At 55.2% G+C, this 19670-nt stretch carries 15 protein-coding genes; 8 read left to right on the top strand and 7 right to left on the bottom strand.

Features of this window, described 5'->3' with window-relative positions; all coding sequences use genetic code 11:
* Positions 1-127 precede the first annotated feature (127 nt).
* On the bottom strand, positions 128-1282 hold the full coding sequence (gene lldD / locus ACTH5D_RS12830; protein ID WP_441671842.1) for an FMN-dependent L-lactate dehydrogenase LldD: 1155 nt from the start codon (positions 1280-1282) through the stop codon (positions 128-130).
* Between the two features lie 284 nt (positions 1283-1566).
* Between lldD and ACTH5D_RS12835 the strand changes: the two genes are divergently transcribed.
* From ACTH5D_RS12835 to ACTH5D_RS12845, 3 genes are read left to right on the top strand one after another with little or no spacing between them, the layout of a single operon-like run.
* On the top strand, positions 1567-2340 hold the full coding sequence (locus ACTH5D_RS12835; RefSeq protein WP_441671844.1) for a GntR family transcriptional regulator: 774 nt from the start codon (positions 1567-1569) through the stop codon (positions 2338-2340).
* Positions 2337-4256, top strand: coding sequence for a sensor histidine kinase (locus ACTH5D_RS12840; protein ID WP_441671847.1), 1920 nt, complete (start codon positions 2337-2339; stop codon positions 4254-4256). Before ACTH5D_RS12835 ends, ACTH5D_RS12840 begins: the two co-directional genes overlap by 4 nt.
* Positions 4249-5631 (top strand): sigma-54-dependent transcriptional regulator, encoded by a 1383-nt coding sequence (locus ACTH5D_RS12845; RefSeq protein ID WP_441671849.1) that lies wholly within the window; start codon positions 4249-4251, stop codon positions 5629-5631. Before ACTH5D_RS12840 ends, ACTH5D_RS12845 begins: the two co-directional genes overlap by 8 nt.
* On the opposite strand, the gene ACTH5D_RS12850 is transcribed toward ACTH5D_RS12845, so the two are convergent.
* From ACTH5D_RS12850 to ACTH5D_RS12860, 3 genes are all read right to left on the bottom strand, one after another.
* Entirely contained in the window at positions 5607-6278 is a 672-nt protein-coding gene (locus ACTH5D_RS12850; RefSeq protein WP_441671851.1) for a metal-dependent hydrolase, read from the bottom strand. The two genes, ACTH5D_RS12845 and ACTH5D_RS12850, sit on opposite strands and share 25 nt — an antisense overlap.
* Positions 6279-6382: 104 nt before the next feature.
* On the bottom strand, positions 6383-6928 hold the full coding sequence (locus tag ACTH5D_RS12855; RefSeq protein WP_441671853.1) for a gamma carbonic anhydrase family protein: 546 nt from the start codon (positions 6926-6928) through the stop codon (positions 6383-6385).
* Positions 6929-7009: 81 nt separating this feature from the next.
* Complete coding sequence (locus tag ACTH5D_RS12860) at positions 7010-8350, bottom strand: sodium-dependent transporter (RefSeq protein WP_441671855.1); 1341 nt, start codon at positions 8348-8350, stop codon at positions 7010-7012.
* A 196-nt stretch (positions 8351-8546) separates the two neighbouring features.
* On the opposite strand from ACTH5D_RS12860, the gene ACTH5D_RS12865 reads away from it, so the two are divergent.
* From ACTH5D_RS12865 to ACTH5D_RS12880, 4 genes are all read left to right on the top strand, one after another.
* Positions 8547-10595, top strand: coding sequence for a M3 family metallopeptidase (locus tag ACTH5D_RS12865; RefSeq protein ID WP_441671869.1), 2049 nt, complete (start codon positions 8547-8549; stop codon positions 10593-10595).
* Positions 10596-10679: 84 nt separating this feature from the next.
* Positions 10680-10931, top strand: a complete 252-nt coding sequence (locus ACTH5D_RS12870; protein WP_441671857.1) for a YheV family putative zinc ribbon protein — start codon at positions 10680-10682, stop codon at positions 10929-10931.
* 350 nt (positions 10932-11281) lie between these two features.
* Complete coding sequence (locus tag ACTH5D_RS12875) at positions 11282-12265, top strand: TAXI family TRAP transporter solute-binding subunit (protein WP_441671859.1); 984 nt, start codon at positions 11282-11284, stop codon at positions 12263-12265.
* A 102-nt stretch (positions 12266-12367) separates the two neighbouring features.
* Positions 12368-14569 carry a TRAP transporter permease gene (locus ACTH5D_RS12880; RefSeq protein WP_441671861.1) on the top strand — a complete coding sequence of 734 codons (2202 nt, stop codon included), beginning with the start codon at positions 12368-12370 and terminating at the stop codon, positions 14567-14569.
* An 89-nt stretch (positions 14570-14658) separates the two neighbouring features.
* Here ACTH5D_RS12880 and metF read toward each other — a convergent pair whose 3' ends face one another.
* Positions 14659-15501, bottom strand: a complete 843-nt coding sequence (gene metF, locus ACTH5D_RS12885) for a methylenetetrahydrofolate reductase [NAD(P)H] (RefSeq protein ID WP_441671863.1) — start codon at positions 15499-15501, stop codon at positions 14659-14661.
* A 160-nt stretch (positions 15502-15661) separates the two neighbouring features.
* Between metF and ACTH5D_RS12890 the strand changes: the two genes are divergently transcribed.
* A complete protein-coding gene (locus tag ACTH5D_RS12890; protein WP_441671865.1) occupies positions 15662-16597 on the top strand; it encodes an AEC family transporter in 936 nt (311 codons plus the stop codon).
* 4 nt (positions 16598-16601) lie between these two features.
* Here the strand turns inward: ACTH5D_RS12890 and ligB are convergent, their stop codons facing one another.
* Positions 16602-18293 (bottom strand): NAD-dependent DNA ligase LigB, encoded by a 1692-nt coding sequence (gene ligB / locus ACTH5D_RS12895; RefSeq protein WP_441671867.1) that lies wholly within the window; start codon positions 18291-18293, stop codon positions 16602-16604.
* Between the two features lie 134 nt (positions 18294-18427).
* Positions 18428-19648, bottom strand: coding sequence for a methionine adenosyltransferase (gene metK / locus ACTH5D_RS12900; RefSeq protein WP_441671871.1), 1221 nt, complete (start codon positions 19646-19648; stop codon positions 18428-18430).
* Positions 19649-19670 lie beyond the last annotated feature (22 nt).

Genomic DNA, 19670 nt, shown 5'->3' on the forward strand with positions numbered 1-19670 from the left:
CGGATGCGTACTTTACGGACTCGCTCACGGATTGGCAAGGGCTATGGTGAAAAAAACACATCTGACATTACCATGACACTATTGCGAACTAAAATTAGCCCGACGCAAGCCATGCATTAGCGCCGGCTCACGCGAGATCGCGAGGCAAATCCGATACCAATGAATTCGCGCCCAGATCGGCAATATTTCTCGCTCCGGTGAGCGTCATCGCCACGCGCATTTCCTTTTCAAATAGCTCAAGCAAATGCGTGACTCCCGCCTCGCCAGCAGTGGCAAGCGCATAGATAAAGGCGCGCCCCAGCAAAACGGTATCGGCACCCAAAGCGATCATCCTCACAACGTCAAGCCCGCTGCGCACGCCGGAATCAGCAAGAATGGCCAGATCCCCCTTAACCGCGTCGGCAATCGCCGGCAAGGCCCGCGCAGTAGAGGGAACGCCATCAAGCTGACGGCCGCCATGATTAGAAACAACAATGCCGTCTGCACCAAAGCGCACCGCATCGCGGGCATCCTCAGCATCAAGTATTCCTTTAATAATCATCGGCCCGTCCCAGAGCTCACGAATCCACTCCAGGTCCTTCCAAGAGATAGCGGGGTCGAAGTTGGTAGCTAGCCAGGCAATGTAATCCTCAAGCTCGGTTGGCTTACCGCGGTAATCAGAGACATTACCCAGGTCATGAGGACGACCTTTAATACCGACATCCCACGCCCAGAAAGGATGCATTGCAGCCTGAGCCATCCGCCGAATCGGCCCATACTTACCGCTCATTCCAGAGTGAGCATCGCGATAGCGCGCACCCGGCACAGGCATATCAACGGTAAAGATCAGCGTCTTGACCCCGGCGGCCTTAGCTTGCTCCAGCACGTGTTTCATGAACCCCCGGTCCTTCAGCACGTAGAGCTGGAACCAGATGGGTCGATCAATCGCCGAGGCCACCTCCGCAATGGAGCACACCGACACCGTCGACAGCGTGAACGGAATGCCTTTATTAGCCGCCGCTCGCGCCGCCTGAACCTCCCCGCGTCTAGCGTACATACCTGCTAGCCCCACCGGAGCCAGCGCAATCGGCATGGCCAGCTTTTCACCGAATAGCTCGGTTTCCAGCGATAGCGAGGACATATCCTTCAGCACACGCTGGCGCAACGCGATGCCAGAGAGATCCTCAACATTACGTCGCAGCGTATGCTCAGCGTATGCTCCCCCGTCGGCATAATGGAATAGAAAAGGAGGAATACGACGCTTAGCGGCTTTTTGGTAGTCCGTGGAGGCTGAAATAATCATGGCAAGCCCTATTTAGTAGATGCGCGCAGTCGACGCGCTATACATCGGCGTATCCAGAGTCAACAATTGGTTTTACCAATTGACAAAAATATGGCATCAACAGTAGTGAGGCACCATTAGAGAGTCAAACAATGATGCGGCTTTATAGCCGCACGTAACGCTATACTTTAGTTCAATGCTAAGACTAATAATGCTTGATCAATAGCCACGCGCCACTGTCAGCGCTTGAGCTGCCTGTTCAAAGCTTTTAATATTGGTCTTACCAATTGAAGGAGCTACCCAACATGAGCTATCCACCGCTCCGCCAGCAGCGTTTGGCCGATGTTATTACCGAGCGTTTAGAAGCCATGATGCTGGAGGGCAGTTTAAAACCTGGGCAGCGCCTCCCACCAGAGCGTGAATTAGCGGAGCGTTTTGGCGTCTCACGCCCTTCTTTACGTGAAGCCATTCAAAAATTAGCCGCGCGCGGCTTACTGACCAGTCGCCAAGGCGGTGGCACCTTTGTGAACGACGACCTTAGCAATGGCTATACCGATCCGCTTTTGGAACTACTTTCTCGCCACGGTGAGTTTAACTTAGACCTACTCGAATTCCGCGATGCCATGGAAGGAATATCCGCCTATTACGCTGCGCTGCGCTCAACGCCCGCTGATAAAGCGTTCCTCATTCAGCGCTTTGAAGAGCTCGATGGCGGTTTTGCCGGCGCCGACCCTGTTCATGAAGCCAAACTTGACGCGGCGTTCCATCTTGCCATCGCCGAAGCGGCCCACAATGTGCTGCTGCTACATACCATTCGCGGTATTTTTCATCTGCTTGAAAAGAGCATAGTTAATAATCTGGCCCACCTGTTTGCCAAACCCAGCTCACGCAGCCAGCTCATGCAGCAGCATCGTGCCTTACTTGACGCCATCTTGGAAGGACGTGCCGAAGATGCCCGCGCTCGCGCGCATGAGCACCTAGCGTTCGTTGAAGAAGGGCTTCTTGAAATGGCGCGTGAAGAAACGCGGGCCCAACGCGCCCTTCGCCGTGCTCAAGGCAACCGAAAGACACCGGCATGAGCAAGGCTGACATACACAGCCAGCCCCCCGCTCGCTTGCCACCACGCTGGCGCCGCCTGTGGCTACTGGTTATTTCGCTCGGTTTATTGCTGTGCATGTGGCAAGCCGCCCAGTTGGCCCGCGAGCAAGCACTTTCTAACTTACAAGACGATGCCGAAAACGAGCTGCGCCTGTCTGCTGCTAATTTGAACGGCTATTTACTGCGATACGACTACCTGCCACAAATGCTCGCGACAAGGGAGGGTGTGCAGCGTTTTTTAGCCTCCCCCGACAGCCAAGACTCGATGTCACTGAATATGTTGCTGGATCGCTTTCGCTTTACAGCAGGCGTTTCAGACGTTTATTTGCTAAATCGCGATGGCGATACTATTGCCGCCAGCAACTGGCATCGGTCTAACACCTTTATTGGCCAAAACTATGCTTTTCGCAGCTATTACACCGAAGCCATCGCGGGCCGCCAAGGTCGGTTTTATGGCTTGGGCACCCAATCACTTGAGCGGGGCTACTTCTTTTCAGCGCCGATTTGGCTCGAGGACACCTCACCCGATGCCAAACCTGACGGCGTATTAGTCATCAAAGTACTGCTTGATGACGTTGAAGAAAGCTGGGCCGAGCAAGATGCCGAGCTGTTTGTCACCGACAGCGACAACATCATCTTCATGGCCAGCCACCCAGGGCTGCGAATGAACGCCCTTTACCCGCTCTCCGATGAGCAACGTCAAGTCCTGCGCGCAACGCGACGTTATGCGATGGAGCCACTAACATCCTCCGGCATCGGCGTCATTGCGCCTTACGGCCAGGGCAGCCAATTAGTAAGTTTCTCCCAAGGCGCTTTAAGTAAAGGCAATTACCTAAGCCTGACGCGACCTATTCCTGAGTTTGGCTGGCAGATGCATATTTTAAAGCCGCTAACGCCGGTGATCAGCGCCCAATGGGTCGCCGTGCTCATGGCGGGCAGCCTCTACAGCCTGATTGCGCTTGGGGCCGGCATTGGCTGGCAGCGGCTGAGGCTTCGTCGTGAACGGGAAGCGTTTGCCGAGCGCGAGCGCCATACTTTGGCCCGCGTTCGCGATGAGCTGGAAGTTAGCGTAGAAAGGCGCACCCGTGATTTAGTCTCCAGCAACCAGCGGCTGTCTGATGAAATTGAAGAGCGCCGCCGTGCTGAAGCCAACTTACGCCAAACGCAGGATGAGCTGATTCAAGCGGCTAAACTGGCCGTATTAGGGCAGCTCGCTGCGGGCATCAACCATGAGCTTAACCAACCGCTGGCCGCTATTCGCGCTTATGCAGAAAACGCCCGACGCTTTATGGCACTAGCACGCCATGAAAAAGCCGACGCCAACCTTGAGCAGATTGTTGAGCTGACCGAGCGCATGGCCGATATCAGCGCACAGCTGCGCCAGTTTTCACGCAAGAGTAGTGAACGCCAAGAGAGCATTTCCGTCCAGGCCTGTATCGACTACGCCTTGCGCTTATTTCAAAGTCGTCTGCGTGAAGGCAACATTACGATTATTCAGGAGTGGCCCGATGAAACGCTATGGGTGAAAGGCGACCTTGTACGTCTTGAGCAAGTGCTGGTTAATCTAATCGGCAATGCTCTGCAGGCCATGAAAGCCGAACCCGTACCGCAGCTGACCCTCAGCGCTAGCATTCACCATCAGCAGGTGAATATTAGCGTTGCCGATAACGGCCCCGGCATTCCAGCTGAGCATTTAGGGCACGTGTTTGAACCCTTTTTCACCACCAAAGCGCCAGGCAGTGGCTTAGGCTTGGGCCTCTCGATCTCTGCACGCATTATGGACGATTTAGGCGGTAAGCTGCAGGCTGCTAATCGACCCGAAGGGGGCGCTTGCTTCACTATTACGCTACCCCACTCAACGTTAACGCATGTCCAGGAGCGCTCTCACTATGCATGAACCGTCGACCCTGCCGGTCATAGTGATCGACGACGAACCACACCTGCGGATCACCGCCAGCCAAACCCTCGAGCTTGCAGGCTACACGCCCTACTGCTACGAATCAGCCGAACAGGCACTCGCCGCCTTAACGCCCGACTTTCCAGGCGTGATTGTCAGCGACATACGGATGCCCGGTATGGATGGCATGGCGCTACTGCACGAGCTACATGATCGCGACGCCACGCTGCCAATCATTTTAATTACCGGCCACGGCGATATTTCGACCGCCGTAGAAGCAATGCGTGCAGGGGCATGGGATTTTCTTGAAAAGCCCTTCGCCGGTGATCAACTATTGGATGTGGTGCGTCGTGGTATTGAGAAGCGCCAGCTCAGTTTAGAAAATCACCGCCTGAAAGCCGAACTGGAAGTACAGCAAGCCGCGCTGGGCCCTCGCCTGGTCGGCCGCACACCCATCATTTCGCGGTTGGCCGCCATGATTCAGCGCATCAGCCAAGTGGAGGCCGATGTGCTGCTGTTTGGGGAAACGGGTACCGGCAAAGACCTGGTGGCCCGCGCTATTCACGAGCGCAGCGGGCGACGTAATAGCCCTTTTATGGCCATCAACTGCGGCGCAGTGCCCGAAAACACCATTGAGTCCGAGCTATTTGGCCACGAAAAAGGTGCCTTTACCGGTGCTGTAGAGCGGCGTATAGGCAAATTCGAACATGCCAACGGCGGCACGGTATTTTTGGATGAAATTGAATCCATGCCCATGGCGCTTCAGGTCAAACTGCTGCGGGTGCTGCAAGAGCGCAGCGTGGAGCGGCTGGGCGCTAATGAAACGGTACCACTCAACATTCGCGTCATTGCCGCTACCAAGGTGGATCTAAAGGCAGCGTCTGAAGAGGGCCGCTTTCGCGAAGATCTGTATTATCGTCTTAACGTGGTCACTCTGCCGCTGCCAGCCCTGCGCGAACGGCGCGAAGATATTCCTTTACTATTTCAACACTTTGCTGTCGTGGCTGCCAATCGCAGCGGGCTGGAAGCGCCTATCCTAGACAGCTCTGGCATTGCCGTTCTACTCGCACATGACTGGCCCGGCAACGTGCGCGAACTGCGCAATCTCGCCGAGCGATATGTGCTGCTGGGCGCCGCCTTTGATTATCGTCTGGATGCACTATTGGAAGGGGTCAGCGCAGACACTCAAGAGCCCACGCTGCCCCGCCAGGTAGAGCTGTTTGAAAAAAGCCTGATCAGCCAATCTCTGGCGCGCTATCACGGCCGTGTCACCGACGTGTGTCGCCACTTAGGTATTCCGCGCAAAACCTTTTATGACAAACTTAAAAAGCACGGCCTCAATGCCGATGACTATCGCCACAGCAGCGAGCCCTGATGCAATAGCTCACCTAATACTGACCAAGGCGGCACCCAGGGCACCAGCGTTAACGTGGCAATCAACATCAGCAGATTAGACATGGGCCGCCGGCTATCGCCTAGCTTTAGCGCCGTTCCGAACGAACGCTTTAGCCGAGCACCTTCAAGATCCACGCTGTACATTTCATCTAAACTCAGGTGAATTAAAAATCCGAACAGCGTGGCGGCGCCATGCGACCAGGCAAGCCACGCCGGTTGGCCAAGCAGATTAAAACTCAGCGCGGCGGTGGCCAGGCTACATAGCCCACCCGCAAGCAGTGAGTGCCAGATGCCGCGATGCACGGTAAAACGCGAAAATAGTACGCTGGCCAAATAGCGCACACAGAAGTAGATACCGCCACAGGCAACCAGTAGCGCACCCGGTGTGAGCCATGGCTGCAGCAGCAGTGCGCCCAAGACCAAGGCAGGCACTGAAAGAAGATTAAAAATCAATCGGATAGAATGTGATCGGTCGGCATCGATGTCTGGCAAAATGCCCCCAAACGTAACCAGCGCAACCATCACCACCGCTTGAGAAGGCGGCCACCAATGACCTTTCCAAGCTGCGTAAGCTATCAGCATGCCGCCCGCCGCTGCTACGGTAATATGCGTGCGAAAGTTTGCCATGACGCGGCACCCCAGAAAACTGGATAAATTAACAGATTTCTGACCAACGCGACACGACTATTTACGAAAAAAGGTTGGCAGGGCAATCGCTTAGAGAGGAGGCATTAAAGTGACGGTTCGGCTAAAAAGCGGTCTTTCAATTTAACGTAGTTACCGGCGGTATAGGGGAAGAAAGCACGCTCAGATTCTTTCAGCGGGCGCAGTGGTTTAGCCGGGTTACCGGCATACACGTAGCCGCTTTCCAGATGCTTACCCGGCGTTACTACGGCGCCAGCGGCAATAATGACTTCATCTTCAACGACCGCACCATCCATCACAATCGCCCCCATACCCACCAATATCCGACTACCCAGCGTGCAGCCATGCAAAATCGCCTTATGACCGATAGTCACATCATCACCAATAATGAGCGGAAAGCCTGCCGGGCTAAAGTCACTTGCGTGGGTAATATGCAGCACGCTGCCATCCTGCACGCTGGTACGCGCACCGATTCGGATACGGTGCATATCGCCACGGATAACGCTCATCGGCCAAATGGAGCAATCATCCCCCAGCACCACGTCTCCAATGACCACGCTGGCCGGATCAATATACACGCGCTCGCCTAGCGAAGGCTCCATGCCCTGATAGCGTCTTAACGCACTGTTCATAATGAGCTCCTGCGGTTTTCGATAGACCGTTTAAAGAATATGGCTCGCTGACTATAGCGTTTAATGACAACCCGTAATGCCCTACTGCAATCCCGCTAGTAACACGATAAAGGTCAGCGGAATCGACACCCAGCGAAGAATATTTCGCCACACTAGGTAGCCGCGCTCACCAGCACCCAATGCGCTGGCGACTCGTTCCTGGGGCATCACCCAGGCGGCAAAAATGGCGATCATCAATCCACCTAAGGGCAGAAAAACATCTGGCGGTATACTGCTGACCAGCTCGAACACGTTGCGCCCAAAGAGCGGCCGGAACTCAGCAAGCGTCGAAAACGAGAAGGCGGATAGCAGGCCGATTAACCAGACGCTGACCGCCACGACCAGCGTCGAAAGGCTGCGGCGCAGCCCCAAGCCCTGCAGCGTCGCGACCATGGGCTCGGCTAAGTTAATCGCTGAGGTCCAGGTAGCTAACAGTAGTAATAAAAAGAACACGCTCAGCCATACCGAACCCCAGGGCAATTCAGAAAATGCGATCGGCAGAGTAACAAACATTAAGCCTGGGCCCTCTGCGGGATCCATGCCTTGAGCAAACACAACCGAGAAAATCGCAATACCCGCCAGCAGCGCAACGCTAATATCGAGCACCGCTACTACAAACGCGGCTTTGGGCAGGCTTTGCTCTTCAGGCATATAAGCCCCGTACGCCATTAATGCACAGGCCCCCACCGCCAAGGTAAAAAATGCATGCCCCATCGCATGAACCACCACCGATGGCGTTAGCGCATCGAAAGAGGGCAGAAACAGCCATGCCAGCGCGGTGCCAAAACCATCCGTTGTGGCAGCATAGCCTGCTAATAGCAGCAGCAAAAAATACAGCAGCGGCATCAGCAAATTGTTAAGTCGCTCCAAACCTTTGGCAACACCGGCCGCCACAACGGACATGGTCATGAAGAGAAACAGGGTGTGATTAAAAATAAGCAGGCCCGGATTAGCCAAGAAAGCGTCAAAGCCCGCGCCAATCACCTCCACGCTCGCGCCGTTGAAATTACCGTTCACGGAGGCAACTAAAAACTCAATCGACCAGCCGGACACCACCGAGTAGAACGATAAGATACAGAATACGGTGAACGCGCCGAACAGCCCCAGCCAACGCCAATGAGGCGAGGCTCCTGCCTCTGCCGCCAAGGCCCCTAACGCCTGCATTGGGCCGCGACGCCCGGCTCGGCCAATTAATATTTCCGCCATCATGACGGGAATACCTAGCAGCAGCACAAACGCTACATAAACCAGCAAAAATGCCGCACCGCCATTTTCTCCAGCCACGTAGGGGAAGCGCCAGATGTTGCCTAAACCCACGGCAGCACCTGTTATTGCCAAGATAAAGGCCCGCTTAGACCCCCAGCGCTCCAGCGTTTCGCTCATCGTATGCTCCTGCCATTAAGGGCATTAAAAGGCGGCAAGACTAGCAGGCGCTTGCACGCAGGCCAAACTCTGACCTTAATCCTAGCATTGAAACGCGGCCCCACTGCCCGCACTGTGTCATCATTATCGCGCGTTTTGCGCTTCCTATACGATTTTAAAAACGATGCCAACTGAGGTGCCTATGTCCTCCACCCCCCTGCCCTCCAATCCGTTGCTTGAGACGCATAAGCTCCCCCCTTTTGCTGACATTCGCGCCGAACACGTGGAGCCTGCGTTAGAAATCCTGCTAAACGAAAGCCGCGAGGCCATTGATCTCCTCGCCCAACAGGCCGCCGCCACACCGCCCACTTGGGACAATTTCTCAGCGCCGTTTGAGGCCGTCAATGACCGGCTCACCCAAGCGTGGTCACCGATTTCTCATCTCAACGGCACCATGAACTCCCCCGAATTACGCGAAGCGTATCAGGCATGTCTTGAAAAGCTGTCTGCTTTTGGCACCTGGATTGGCCAACACGAAGGGCTTTTCCATGGTTGGAAAGCGCTTAAAGAAGGCCCGGCCTGGGCATCGTTAGATGCTGCCCAACGGCGCACCGTCGAAAACGCCTTACGCGATTTCCGGCTAGCAGGTGTTGACCTGCCCACGGATCAGAAAGCGCGCTACGGGGAGATTCAGTCGCGTCTTTCACTACTCTCAAACCAATATTCAAATAACGTGCTGGATGGCACCCAGGCATGGCACAAAGATATTGATAGTTTAGATGCGCTTGCAGGCGTCCCAGAAAGCGCCTTAGATACCTTAAAAGCCACCGCCGAGGCGAAGGGCGTGCCAGGCTACCGGATTACCTTGGACTTCCCCAGCTTTTTCCCTGTCGTCAGCTACGCTGACAGTCGCGAGCTGCGTCGTGAGGTGTACACCGCTTTTAGTACCCGTGCCTCAGACCAAAGCGCGGATACAGGCAAGTTCGACAATGCCGCCATCTTGGAAGAGATTCTGTCGCTACGTAGCGACATTGCGCAACTGCTTGGCTTTGCCACCTACGCGGACTATTCACTGGCCACTAAAATGGCCGAATCTCCCGAGCAGGTGCTTGAGTTCCTCAATGACCTAGCTCGCCGTGCGCTGCCCCAGGCTAAAGAAGAATTTGCCGAGCTGAGCACCTACGCCCATGACGAGCTAGGCCTGGAAGTACTTGAACCATGGGACGTGGCCTACGCCAGTGAGAAACTGCGCGAAGCGCGTCACGCTATCTCTCAAGAACAACTACGCCCTTACTTTCCCGCCCCGCGCGTCATTGATGGCCTGTTTCAAGTGGTTGAGCGCCTCTACGGCGTACGCTGTGAAGAAGATACCGAGGCGACCCGCTATCATCCAGACGTACAATACTTTCAGATTACTGAAAACGGCCAACCGATTGCCGGCTTTTACCTTGATCTCTACGCCCGTGAAGGCAAGCGCGGTGGTGCTTGGATGGCTGACTGCCGCGTACGCCGTCAAACCAAGCAGGGCCTGCAGCTACCGGTCGCCTTTCTAACCTGCAACTTCACTGCGCCGGTAGGCGGCCGCCCCGCACTGCTGACCCACGACGAAGTAACGACCTTATTCCATGAGTTTGGGCACGGTCTTCACCATATGCTCACCAAGCAGCACATTGCGGATATTTCCGGCATTAACGGTGTAGCCTGGGATGCGGTCGAGCTGCCCAGCCAATTTATGGAAAACTACTGCTGGGAGCGCGAAGGACTAGACCTGCTGGCCAAGCATGTGGATACTGGCGAGCCGCTTCCCTTCGATCTACTAGAACGCCTGCAGGCAGCCAAGAACTTCCAATCAGCCATGGGTATGATGCGCCAGATCGAGCTCTCGCTATTCGACTTACGCCTGCACCATGAACTCAGCGCCCCTAGCGCCAGCGACGTGCAAGCACTGCTCAATGATGTGCGGGCCGCGGTCTCAGTGCTGCCCAATGCCTCCTTCAATCGCTTCCAAAATAGCTTTGGGCATATATTTGCTGGCGGCTATGCGGCCGGTTACTACAGCTATAAGTGGGCGGAAGTACTCTCGGCAGATGCCTGGAGTGCCTTTGAAGAAGCCGGCATCTTCGATCCAGAAACAGGCCAGCGCTTTCGTCGCGAAATCCTGGAGCAAGGCGGCGCTCGTGACGCCGCCGACCTGTTTGTTGCCTTTCGCGGTCGCGAACCCAGCGTTGAGCCACTGCTTCGCCACTGCGGTATCCGTGCCGCTTAAGGCACGTTATCAAGTACATGTTTCAAACCATTGCTTTATGCGCGGTGCCCTGGGCGCCGCGCACCTGATGTCTAGGAGTCTTTTATGTCGACGATTAAACGCTTTATTGCCGGCGTGACCTGCCCGCGCTGTGCGGAGATGGATCGTATCCGCGCCTGGGAGCAGAATGGCATTCGCTACCGCGAATGCGTCAGCTGCGATTTTTTTGAGCAGTTGCCTATTGAAGAAGATGCCCTTACCGAAATGACCACCCGAGTTAACCAGGTGCGCGACGACCAGAAACAACAAGATGTACAGCCCGTACGCATCATGGATCCCGGCAAGCCCTCTCGTTAAACCCACGTTTCATCCCATAAAAGGAAGGCCTAACCAGACACGGTCAGCCTAGTGTCTTCCTATTCAAGGTACAGACTATTGGCTAATGACGCTTGATCGACCTCATTAGTGTGCGGCTATCCGCACATGCAAAATAGTCATCGTGCGGACACTCGGACACATTGCCTGCCTAAGCCTGCCACGAAAGTTTAAGAAGGCTTTCTTAACCAACTGATTTTAAAATAACAATATTAAGATGGCACAACTATCGCTGTTATAACCCCTGAATAGTCTGATTCGTGCCGTACTAATCAGCAGCATCGAATATGACCGTCAGTCAATAACCTCAATAACAGCCAGGAACTCTCGCCATGCGTAAACATATGTCTAAGACCTTCACGCTACTTGCCAGCAGCGCCCTGCTTGTAGCAGCTAGCAGTGCCCAAGCAGACCGCTCCGAATGGCCGGAAAACTTTACCGTCGGTACGGCCAGTCAAGGCGGCACGTTCTTCGTTTACGGCTCAGGCTGGGCGAACTTTATTGCTGATGAAGTAGGCGTATCTGGCGGCGGTGAAGTCACCGGTGGCCCCACGCAAAACTTAGCGCTAGTGCATACCGGTGACATGGCATTTGGTTTAACCACCATGGGTCCTGCGTCTGATGCTGTGAACGGTGAAAGCCTGCTGGCACCTGGTATGAAGATGGACAACGTCTGTGCCATGTTCCCCATGTACGAAACGCCATTCTCAATTGCGGCACTCTCTAGCAGCGGCATCGAATCCATTGCTGACATTCCGGCTGGCGCGCGTATCGGCTTTGGCCCCGCGGCGTCCACGTCTGACACCTACTTCCCCGCTATATTAGAAACCTTAGGCGTGGACTTTGAGCGCCGTAACGGTGGCTGGTCTGATCTAGGCGGCCAGTTGCAGGATGGCCTGCTCGACGTTGTTGCATTCGCGGCCGGCATCCCGATCCCCGCCGTGAGCCAGCTGGAAGTACAAACTGATGTCAACATCATTGAGTTCACCGAAGAAGAGCTAGCCACCGTGCTGGAAAACTACCCGGTCGCTGAGTTCATGATTCCCGCTAATACGTACACAACGCTTGAAGAAGATGCGCGCGCCGTTTCCATGTGGAACTTTGCTATTGCTGGCTGTGATCTTCCGGAAGACTTCATTTACGAAGTAACCAAGGCGACCATGGGAAACAACGAGCGCATGCGCTCAATCCACCGCAGTGCTGAAACCACCATTCCAGAAAACATTGTGCACAACACCGTACTGCCCTTTCATCCAGGCGCTGCGCGCTGGTACAAAGAGAACGGCTATGAAATTGCTGATGACATGATCAACTAAGCAACGTTTACCGCTATAACTGCCCCGTCTCGGCCTTGCCGGGCGGGGCAGATTTCGCTCCTGCTATCCCTTTGTCTGCTTTTGCTGTGAGGGTGAACTCTAATGAGTCACAAAACCGACCAAGAACCCAACGGTCTCAAGGATGATGCCAACGTGGCGTCAACAGTACCCGACTCCATTGCCGATGGTGTGGATGACGACATTGTTGAGTCTAACCGCCGCCTGTTTACCGGCTGGCAGTTCTTATTATTTGCGGCATTAGCCATTGCTTATTCCGGCTTCCACTTGGTTTCCCTGAACGTGTATCCGATGGAAACCTGGTCGTTTCGTATTGTGCACATTGCCGGGGCACTTATTCTCGGTTACGGGCTATTTGCCGGCGCTCGATTTGCCGACGAGGAGCATCAAACGTCAGGTGCATTGATTAAATGGGTGAGCTACGCACTGCTTATTCCAGCGGCCTATACGTTGGCGCAAGTCTTTTTAATGCACCAAACGCTCAGCGGCGGTGCGATGCGCATCGACCCTGGCGTTGAAAACTGGCATTACGGTTACCCACTGATGGCGACCACGGCCTGTGCCGTTGTGCTGTCCTGGTTTTATCGTCAGGCACGCCATCGCTTTAACCCTGCCGACCTAGTGCTCATGGTATGCGCGCTGGCCAGCGCCGGCTATTTGCTGGTGGCTTTCAATACGAATATACGTATGTCGACAGGCACCTCCTTTGCGCCGTCAGGCATCTCTTGGGCGGCGATTGCGGGCTCGCTTCTGATTCTTGAGCTTACCCGCCGCGTGGCCGGTTTGGCCTTGGTCGTCATTTCAGCGGTGTTCTTAGGATATGTTTTTGTCGGTCCTTATTTACCCGGCTTCTTGGGCTACCCGGGGCTGTCGTTACAACGCTTCTTCAGTCAGGTATATACCGATGCCGGCATTTTAGGCCCCACCACCGCCGTATCATCGACCTATATTATTCTGTTCATTATTTTTGCCGCGTTCCTGCAAGCGTCTAAAGTGGGCGACTACTTCGTCAACTTTGCTTTCGCTGCCGCAGGGCGTGCCCGCGGTGGCCCGGCCAAAGTGGCTATTTTTGCGTCTGGCTTGATGGGCATGATTAACGGTACCTCTGCGGGCAACGTGGTTTCCACCGGCTCGCTGACCATTCCATTGATGAAGAAAGTCGGCTATCCGGCGCGCAGTGCCGGGGCGATCGAAGCGGCTGCTTCAACGGGTGGGCAAATCATGCCGCCGATTATGGGCGCCGGTGCGTTCATCATGGCCGAAGTGACAGGTATTCCGTATACCGAAATTGCCATTGCGGCTATCATCCCGGCGATTCTTTATTTTGCCTCTATCTATTTTATGGTCGATTTTGAAGCCGCCCGTAAAGGCATGCGGGGCATGCGCAAAGATGAGATCCCGCTGTTCTCCAAACTGGTCAAGCAAGTCTATCTGTTCGCGCCGATCATCATTCTGATCGCGGCACTGTTCATGGGCTATTCGGTGATTCGTGCGGGCACGCTGGCAACCGCTTCAGCAGCCGTCGTGAGCTGGATTTCACCCAATAAAATGGGCATTCGTGCGATTCTTAAAGCGCTGCAAATCGCGGGCACCATGTCGGTTCAGATTATCGCCGTGTGTGCCTGTGCGGGCTTAATCGTGGGGGTTATCTCACTGACCGGCGTTGGCGCTCGCTTCTCATCGCTGCTGCTTGGCTTAGCCGGTGTTAGCCAACTGCTGGCGCTGGTGTTCGCTATGCTAATCAGCATTTTGCTTGGTATGGGCATGCCGACCACCGCCGCTTATGCTGTCGCCGCCTCCGTGGTAGCGCCTGGCTTGATCAATATTGGCATTGAGCCGCTGATCGCTCACTTCTTCGTGTTCTACTTTGCGGTAGTATCGGCGATTACCCCGCCCGTTGCGCTGGCGTCTTATGCAGCGGCCGGTATTTCTGGCGACAACCCGATGGGCACGTCCGTGGCGTCGTTCAAGATTGGCTTGGCCGCCTTCATCGTGCCGTTTATGTTCTTCTACAGCCCTGCCATGCTGATGGAAGGCACACCGATGGAAATCCTGCGCGTTGGGGTTACCGCAACGCTGGGTATTATCTTGCTCTCAGGCATGGTTCAAGCGTGGTTCTTTGGGCCGGTCAATGTATGGCAACGCCTGCTGATGCTAGTGGGCGCCATGTTTATGATCTATGGCGGTATTTATACCGACGTTCTAGGGCTGGCGATTGGTATCGTGCTATTTGTCATGCAGCGTAAGCTACATGGCAGTGGCAATAAAACCGCTCAATCTGGCTAATCATGCTAGGCAGCTAAACGCTAAGTGTAAAAAACCCCGCTCAATGGCCATTGAGCGGGGTTTTTAGTTACTTGATGAAACAACGTATCTTAGTCGGTCAGGTTGTCGACTATTTTGAGCACGGGCGCCGCTTGGTTAAGAGTATAAAAATGCAGGCCAGGGGCACCGCCATCCAACAGCCGCTGGCAAAGTTTGCTTACCACGTCGGTTCCAAAGGCAGCAATCGCTTCACTGTCATCGCCATAAGACTCTAGCTGCTTGCGCACCCAGCGGGGAATCTCAGCGCCGCAGGCATCAGAGAAGCGCGCCAGCTTAGTGTAGTTAGTGATCGGCATAATACCCGGAATAATCGGCTGCTCGACCCCAAGCGCACGGACTTTATCGACAAAATTGAAATAGGCATCGGCGGTAAAAAAGTACTGGGTGATCGCCATGTTGGCGCCAGCCTTCATTTTGCGCACGAAGTTTTCTACGTCTTTATCTAGATTAGCCGCCTGTGGATGAGACTCTGGGTAAGCCGCGACCGCAATCTCGAAATGATCGCCGGTTTCAGCACGAATAAACTCCACCAGCTCGTTGGCATAGCGCAATTCACCAATACTTGCCATGCCCGACGGCATATCGCCACGCAGGGCGACCAGGCTATTCACGCCTTCCTCGCGATACTGCGCTAGCAGATCACGCAACTGCGCTTTTTCACTGCCAATACAGGATAGGTGCGGCGCGGTCGTGATGCCGCTTTGGCTAACGGTGCGTACCAGTTCACGTGTGCGCGCCTGCGTCGACCCACCAGCGCCATAGGTCACTGAAAAAAACCGCGGCTGTCGGGCAGCTAGCTCATCACGAACGTGTATTAGCTTGTCGTGCCCAGCATCGGTATTGGGCGGAAAGAATTCAAAGCTGATACCCAGCGGATGCTCAAAGCTGCTCATGAAATTTCCTTTTTAGGGTCAATAGGCGTGATATTTTGAGGTATTCTCACTGTTCAGATGCGCTAGGGCTAATGAAAGATTTCACGCTCGGCCTTTAATTCGGCTCATGTTAGCTGACCAGACTATATACCAAGCACCACGCACTCATACGGGAGAGTCAATGGATCTTGCACCTGGGGCACTGGCTGGACCGTTATTAATGCTACTCAGCTATGTGGGGTTGGGCTGGATTGCCGCCCAACGGCTTAAGCTAGACCCGCGGCCCATCGCGACACTGCTGGTCTACCTGATTGCACCCTTCACCATTTTTCGCGCGCTAATGAATGGCGGCTCAACGCCGAACTATTTATTGCTCACATTAGCGCTGTTCATCCTTTCAAGCCTCATGGCGCTGATTGTCCATCGCCTCACGCGTCATCGTTTTGGCGAGCAAGAGGCGGCGCTACTGGCATTTTCTTCGGGAACCGGCAATACCGGTTATTTCGGCTTACCGATTGCATTTATATTGCTGCCCCCAGAAGGCGTTACGCTTTATCTATTCTGTATGCTGGGGATTAATATTTATGAATTTACCGTGGGATTTTATCTCAGCGCCCGCGGTCGTTTTTCGGTACGCGAAAGCCTGATAAAGATTTCTCGCTTACCGCTGATCTACACCTTCCTATTAGCGCTCCTGCTGAGCAGCCTTAACATAATGCCGCCCGCTGAAGTAATGCGTGCACTAGAAGTGTTCCCCGCCACCTACACGCTGTTAGGCATGATGATTATCGGCATGACACTGAGCCAGGTGACTTTCGCCGCCTGGGATACCCGCTTTGTAGCGAGCTGCGTAGGGCTGCGTTACCTGTTGTGGCCTCTGGTGATGCTGGCTGCCGTGCTGCTATTGCAATGGCTGGGCCCTCTTTCGCCTGGACTGGGCATGGCGATGCTTTTACTGGGCGTAGTGCCCATGGCGTCTAACGTGGTGGTAGTCGCCATGGAGCTGGGTATTCAGCCGCAAAAAGGCGCGCTGGCCGTGCTGGTTTCAACGCTGCTGGCACCGCTGCTGATCCCGCTATATCTCGGTTTCATGCTGTATTTGACGGGGTTGAGTTAACTGGCTAAAAACCATCAACGCCCGCTTGTTGAAGCCTTTGCGCCATGCGCTGTACCTCTGGGTGGCTAAAAAATGCCACTAACGCATCAGCGCGAACCGGGCCCACGCCGCTAATGGTCTGCCACTGCGCGTGTTTATAATCCGCCAAGGCAGGCCAGTCACCCATGCGTGCGCTCCCGCCGGGTGGCATGCCTAGCGCGGCCAGCCAATTAGAATAAGAGGCCGAGCGGGCGGCCTCAAACTGATCGATCAATGCGCCTGCGCTGGCCTCGCCGATGCCATTCACCTGCTCCAGTTCACCGGGCTCAATGCTCATCCAACCCAGCAACTGCGTTACCACGTCGGCTTCCAGCAACGCTTGCCAGGTGCCCTCACCAACGCCTTGCATACCGAGCTGCTCACCGAGATAGGTAAGCCGCGCCAACAGCTGGGCATCGCAGCCAGCGGTTAATTCAAAACAGCTGAGTAGATGATAGCGCTGCGGCGATGGCGCGCTCAGCGGTGCGCGCTCCTGGGTATGCCATACCACCTCCGTTAGCTGAGGGATGGTCAACCCTGCCAGCGTGACCGCCACTTGGTCGCCAGGGCGTACATCCATTGACGCCCAGCGCTCAAGCGATCCTAGCGAGACGCGGCTAATACGCCGCCCCTCCAGCCGTACCGGGTGGAGCCACACCAGCGGCGTCACGCGTCCGGTGCGCCCAACGCGAAACTCAATGCCCCGCACCTGTGCTAGCGCCTGCTGCGCAGGGTATTTCCAAGCCAGCGCCCACTCCGGCGGTGAGGACGACCAACTTGACACGCCGGGGCGCTCCGCTTGTTTAATCACGACGCCGTCAGTGGCAAATGGCAGCGGGCCGTTGAACCAGGTGTCGCGCCAGTCGGCGGCGTCACGCTGACTATCAAGCGCGTGGGTATAGTCAGCAGTATCAAAGCCCAAGCGAGTCAGTTGCGCTAAACGCTCGGTCATGCTCGTTGGGCCATCGGGCCAATCCCACACAAACAGCCCAATACGCTCAAGCGTGGCATCGATAGGCGATGACTGCGCCATCGCGCCTGCGACCGCGCCACGCGCACCCGACGCCGGCGAGCTTGACTGAACGTGTTGATTTAATCGCCAGTACAGCTCGCCTTGAAGTACCACCGAAAGTGACTCAGAAAGCGTATGAGGAACAGCTGAAAGCTGACGCACGCGTGCCGTCCAGTCCTGGCCGCGCTCGCCGTCACCACGGCTAACGGCGTCGACCAACTCACCCTGGTCATAGCGTAGTGTGATCGCCACGCCGTCAACTTTGGGCTGGATCCACAGGCCGTCGCGACGGCTGGTAAAGCGCCTAATACCGTCTTCATCGGCTTTATGAAGCCCGCGCTGGGCCATCGGATGCTCAAGCGTTCCGTCACTAGTCGTCAGCGTTGAAAGCGGACGATGCTCAAACTCATCACCTAAACAGCGCTGCCAAGTGGCAAGGCGCTCAACGGCTTGATCGTAAAGGGCGTCGTCGATCAGTGATACGCCCTCATCATGATAGGCGGTGTCCCAGCGCTGGACCTGCTGGGCTAGTGCGTGGCTTTCGCTGGCTAAGCGCTCAGCCTGCCAGTGGGGGCACTCACTAGCCTGAGCGGAAAAAGTGACAAGCCCTATAAGACCACTGAGCATCCAGATTGCGGTAGTGCCTGTCACTGCTCCATTAAACATTGCGGTCCCCTTACCCGTGCAAATAATGATCGGCAAACAGAACTAGACTAGCGCAGGGCTTGGACATAACGCATAAAAAAAGCCCCCGGCCGAAGCCAAAGGGGCGATCTCTTACAAAGCGGGTAGCGAAACGCTTACAAATTAGCAGCCTGGCGCAGCGCATCGGCTTTATCGGTCTTTTCCCACGGAAAAGCCGTAAAGGTTTCCTTATGCTGCTCGCCTTTATCATCGCTCCAGGTGTAGCTGTGCTCGAACGGCGCGCGGCCAAAGTGACCATACGCGGCGGTGAGTTGATACATCGGGTGCAGCAGGTCCAGCATTTTGGTAATCGCGTAAGGGCGAAGGTCAAAGTGCTCGCGCACCAGCGCCACAATCTGCTTGTCTTCAATCTTGCCGGTACCAAAGGTGTCGATCGACACAGAGGTCGGCTCAGCCACACCAATCGCGTAGGAGACCTGAATTTCGCACTTATCAGCTAACCCTGCCGCCACGACGTTCTTCGCCACATAGCGGCCCGCATAGGCGGCGCTACGATCCACTTTTGAGGGATCCTTGCCTGAAAAAGCACCGCCGCCATGCCGTGCCATGCCGCCATAGGTATCGACGATGATCTTACGTCCGGTCAGCCCGCAGTCACCGACCGGGCCGCCGATAACGAATTTGCCGGTTGGGTTAATATGGTACTGGGTGCTGTCGTCTAGCCAGTCAGCGGGAATAACGTGCTCAATAATCTCGCGCTTAACCATCTTGCGCAGATCTTCTTGATCAATGTCAGGGTCGTGCTGGGTAGAAAGGACAATAGCATCGACACCGCAGGGACGGCCCTGGGCGTTATAGCGGATAGTGACCTGGCTTTTTGCATCCGGGCGCAGCCAAGGCAGCAGGCCATTTTTGCGCAGCTCGGCTTGGCGCTCGACTAAACGGTGAGAATAATGAATAGGTGCGGGCATAAACGAGTCGGTTTCATTGGTCGCATAGCCAAACATCAGCCCCTGGTCGCCGGCGCCTTGATCTTCTGGCTTGGTACGATCAACGCCCTGGGCAATCTCAACGCTCTGCTTGCCGATGAGGTTAATCACGCCACAGGTAGCGCCATCGAAGCCTACTTGTGAGGAGCTATAGCCAATGTCCGTGATCACATCACGCACCAGCATTTCCAGATCAACCCACGCGGACGTCGTGATTTCACCGGCAATAATCGCCACCCCGGTTTTTACCATCGTTTCACAGGCGACGCGCGCCTGTTTATCACGGGCGATGATGGCATCTAATACGGCATCAGAAATCTGGTCAGCAATCTTATCAGGATGACCTTCGGAGACCGACTCGGAGGTAAACAGGGAATATTCGCTCATCGCGCACTCGACCCTCTGTATG

Origin of the sequence: Halomonas sp., assembly GCF_052095695.1 — a bacterium.
GTDB lineage: Bacteria > Pseudomonadota > Gammaproteobacteria > Pseudomonadales > Halomonadaceae > Vreelandella.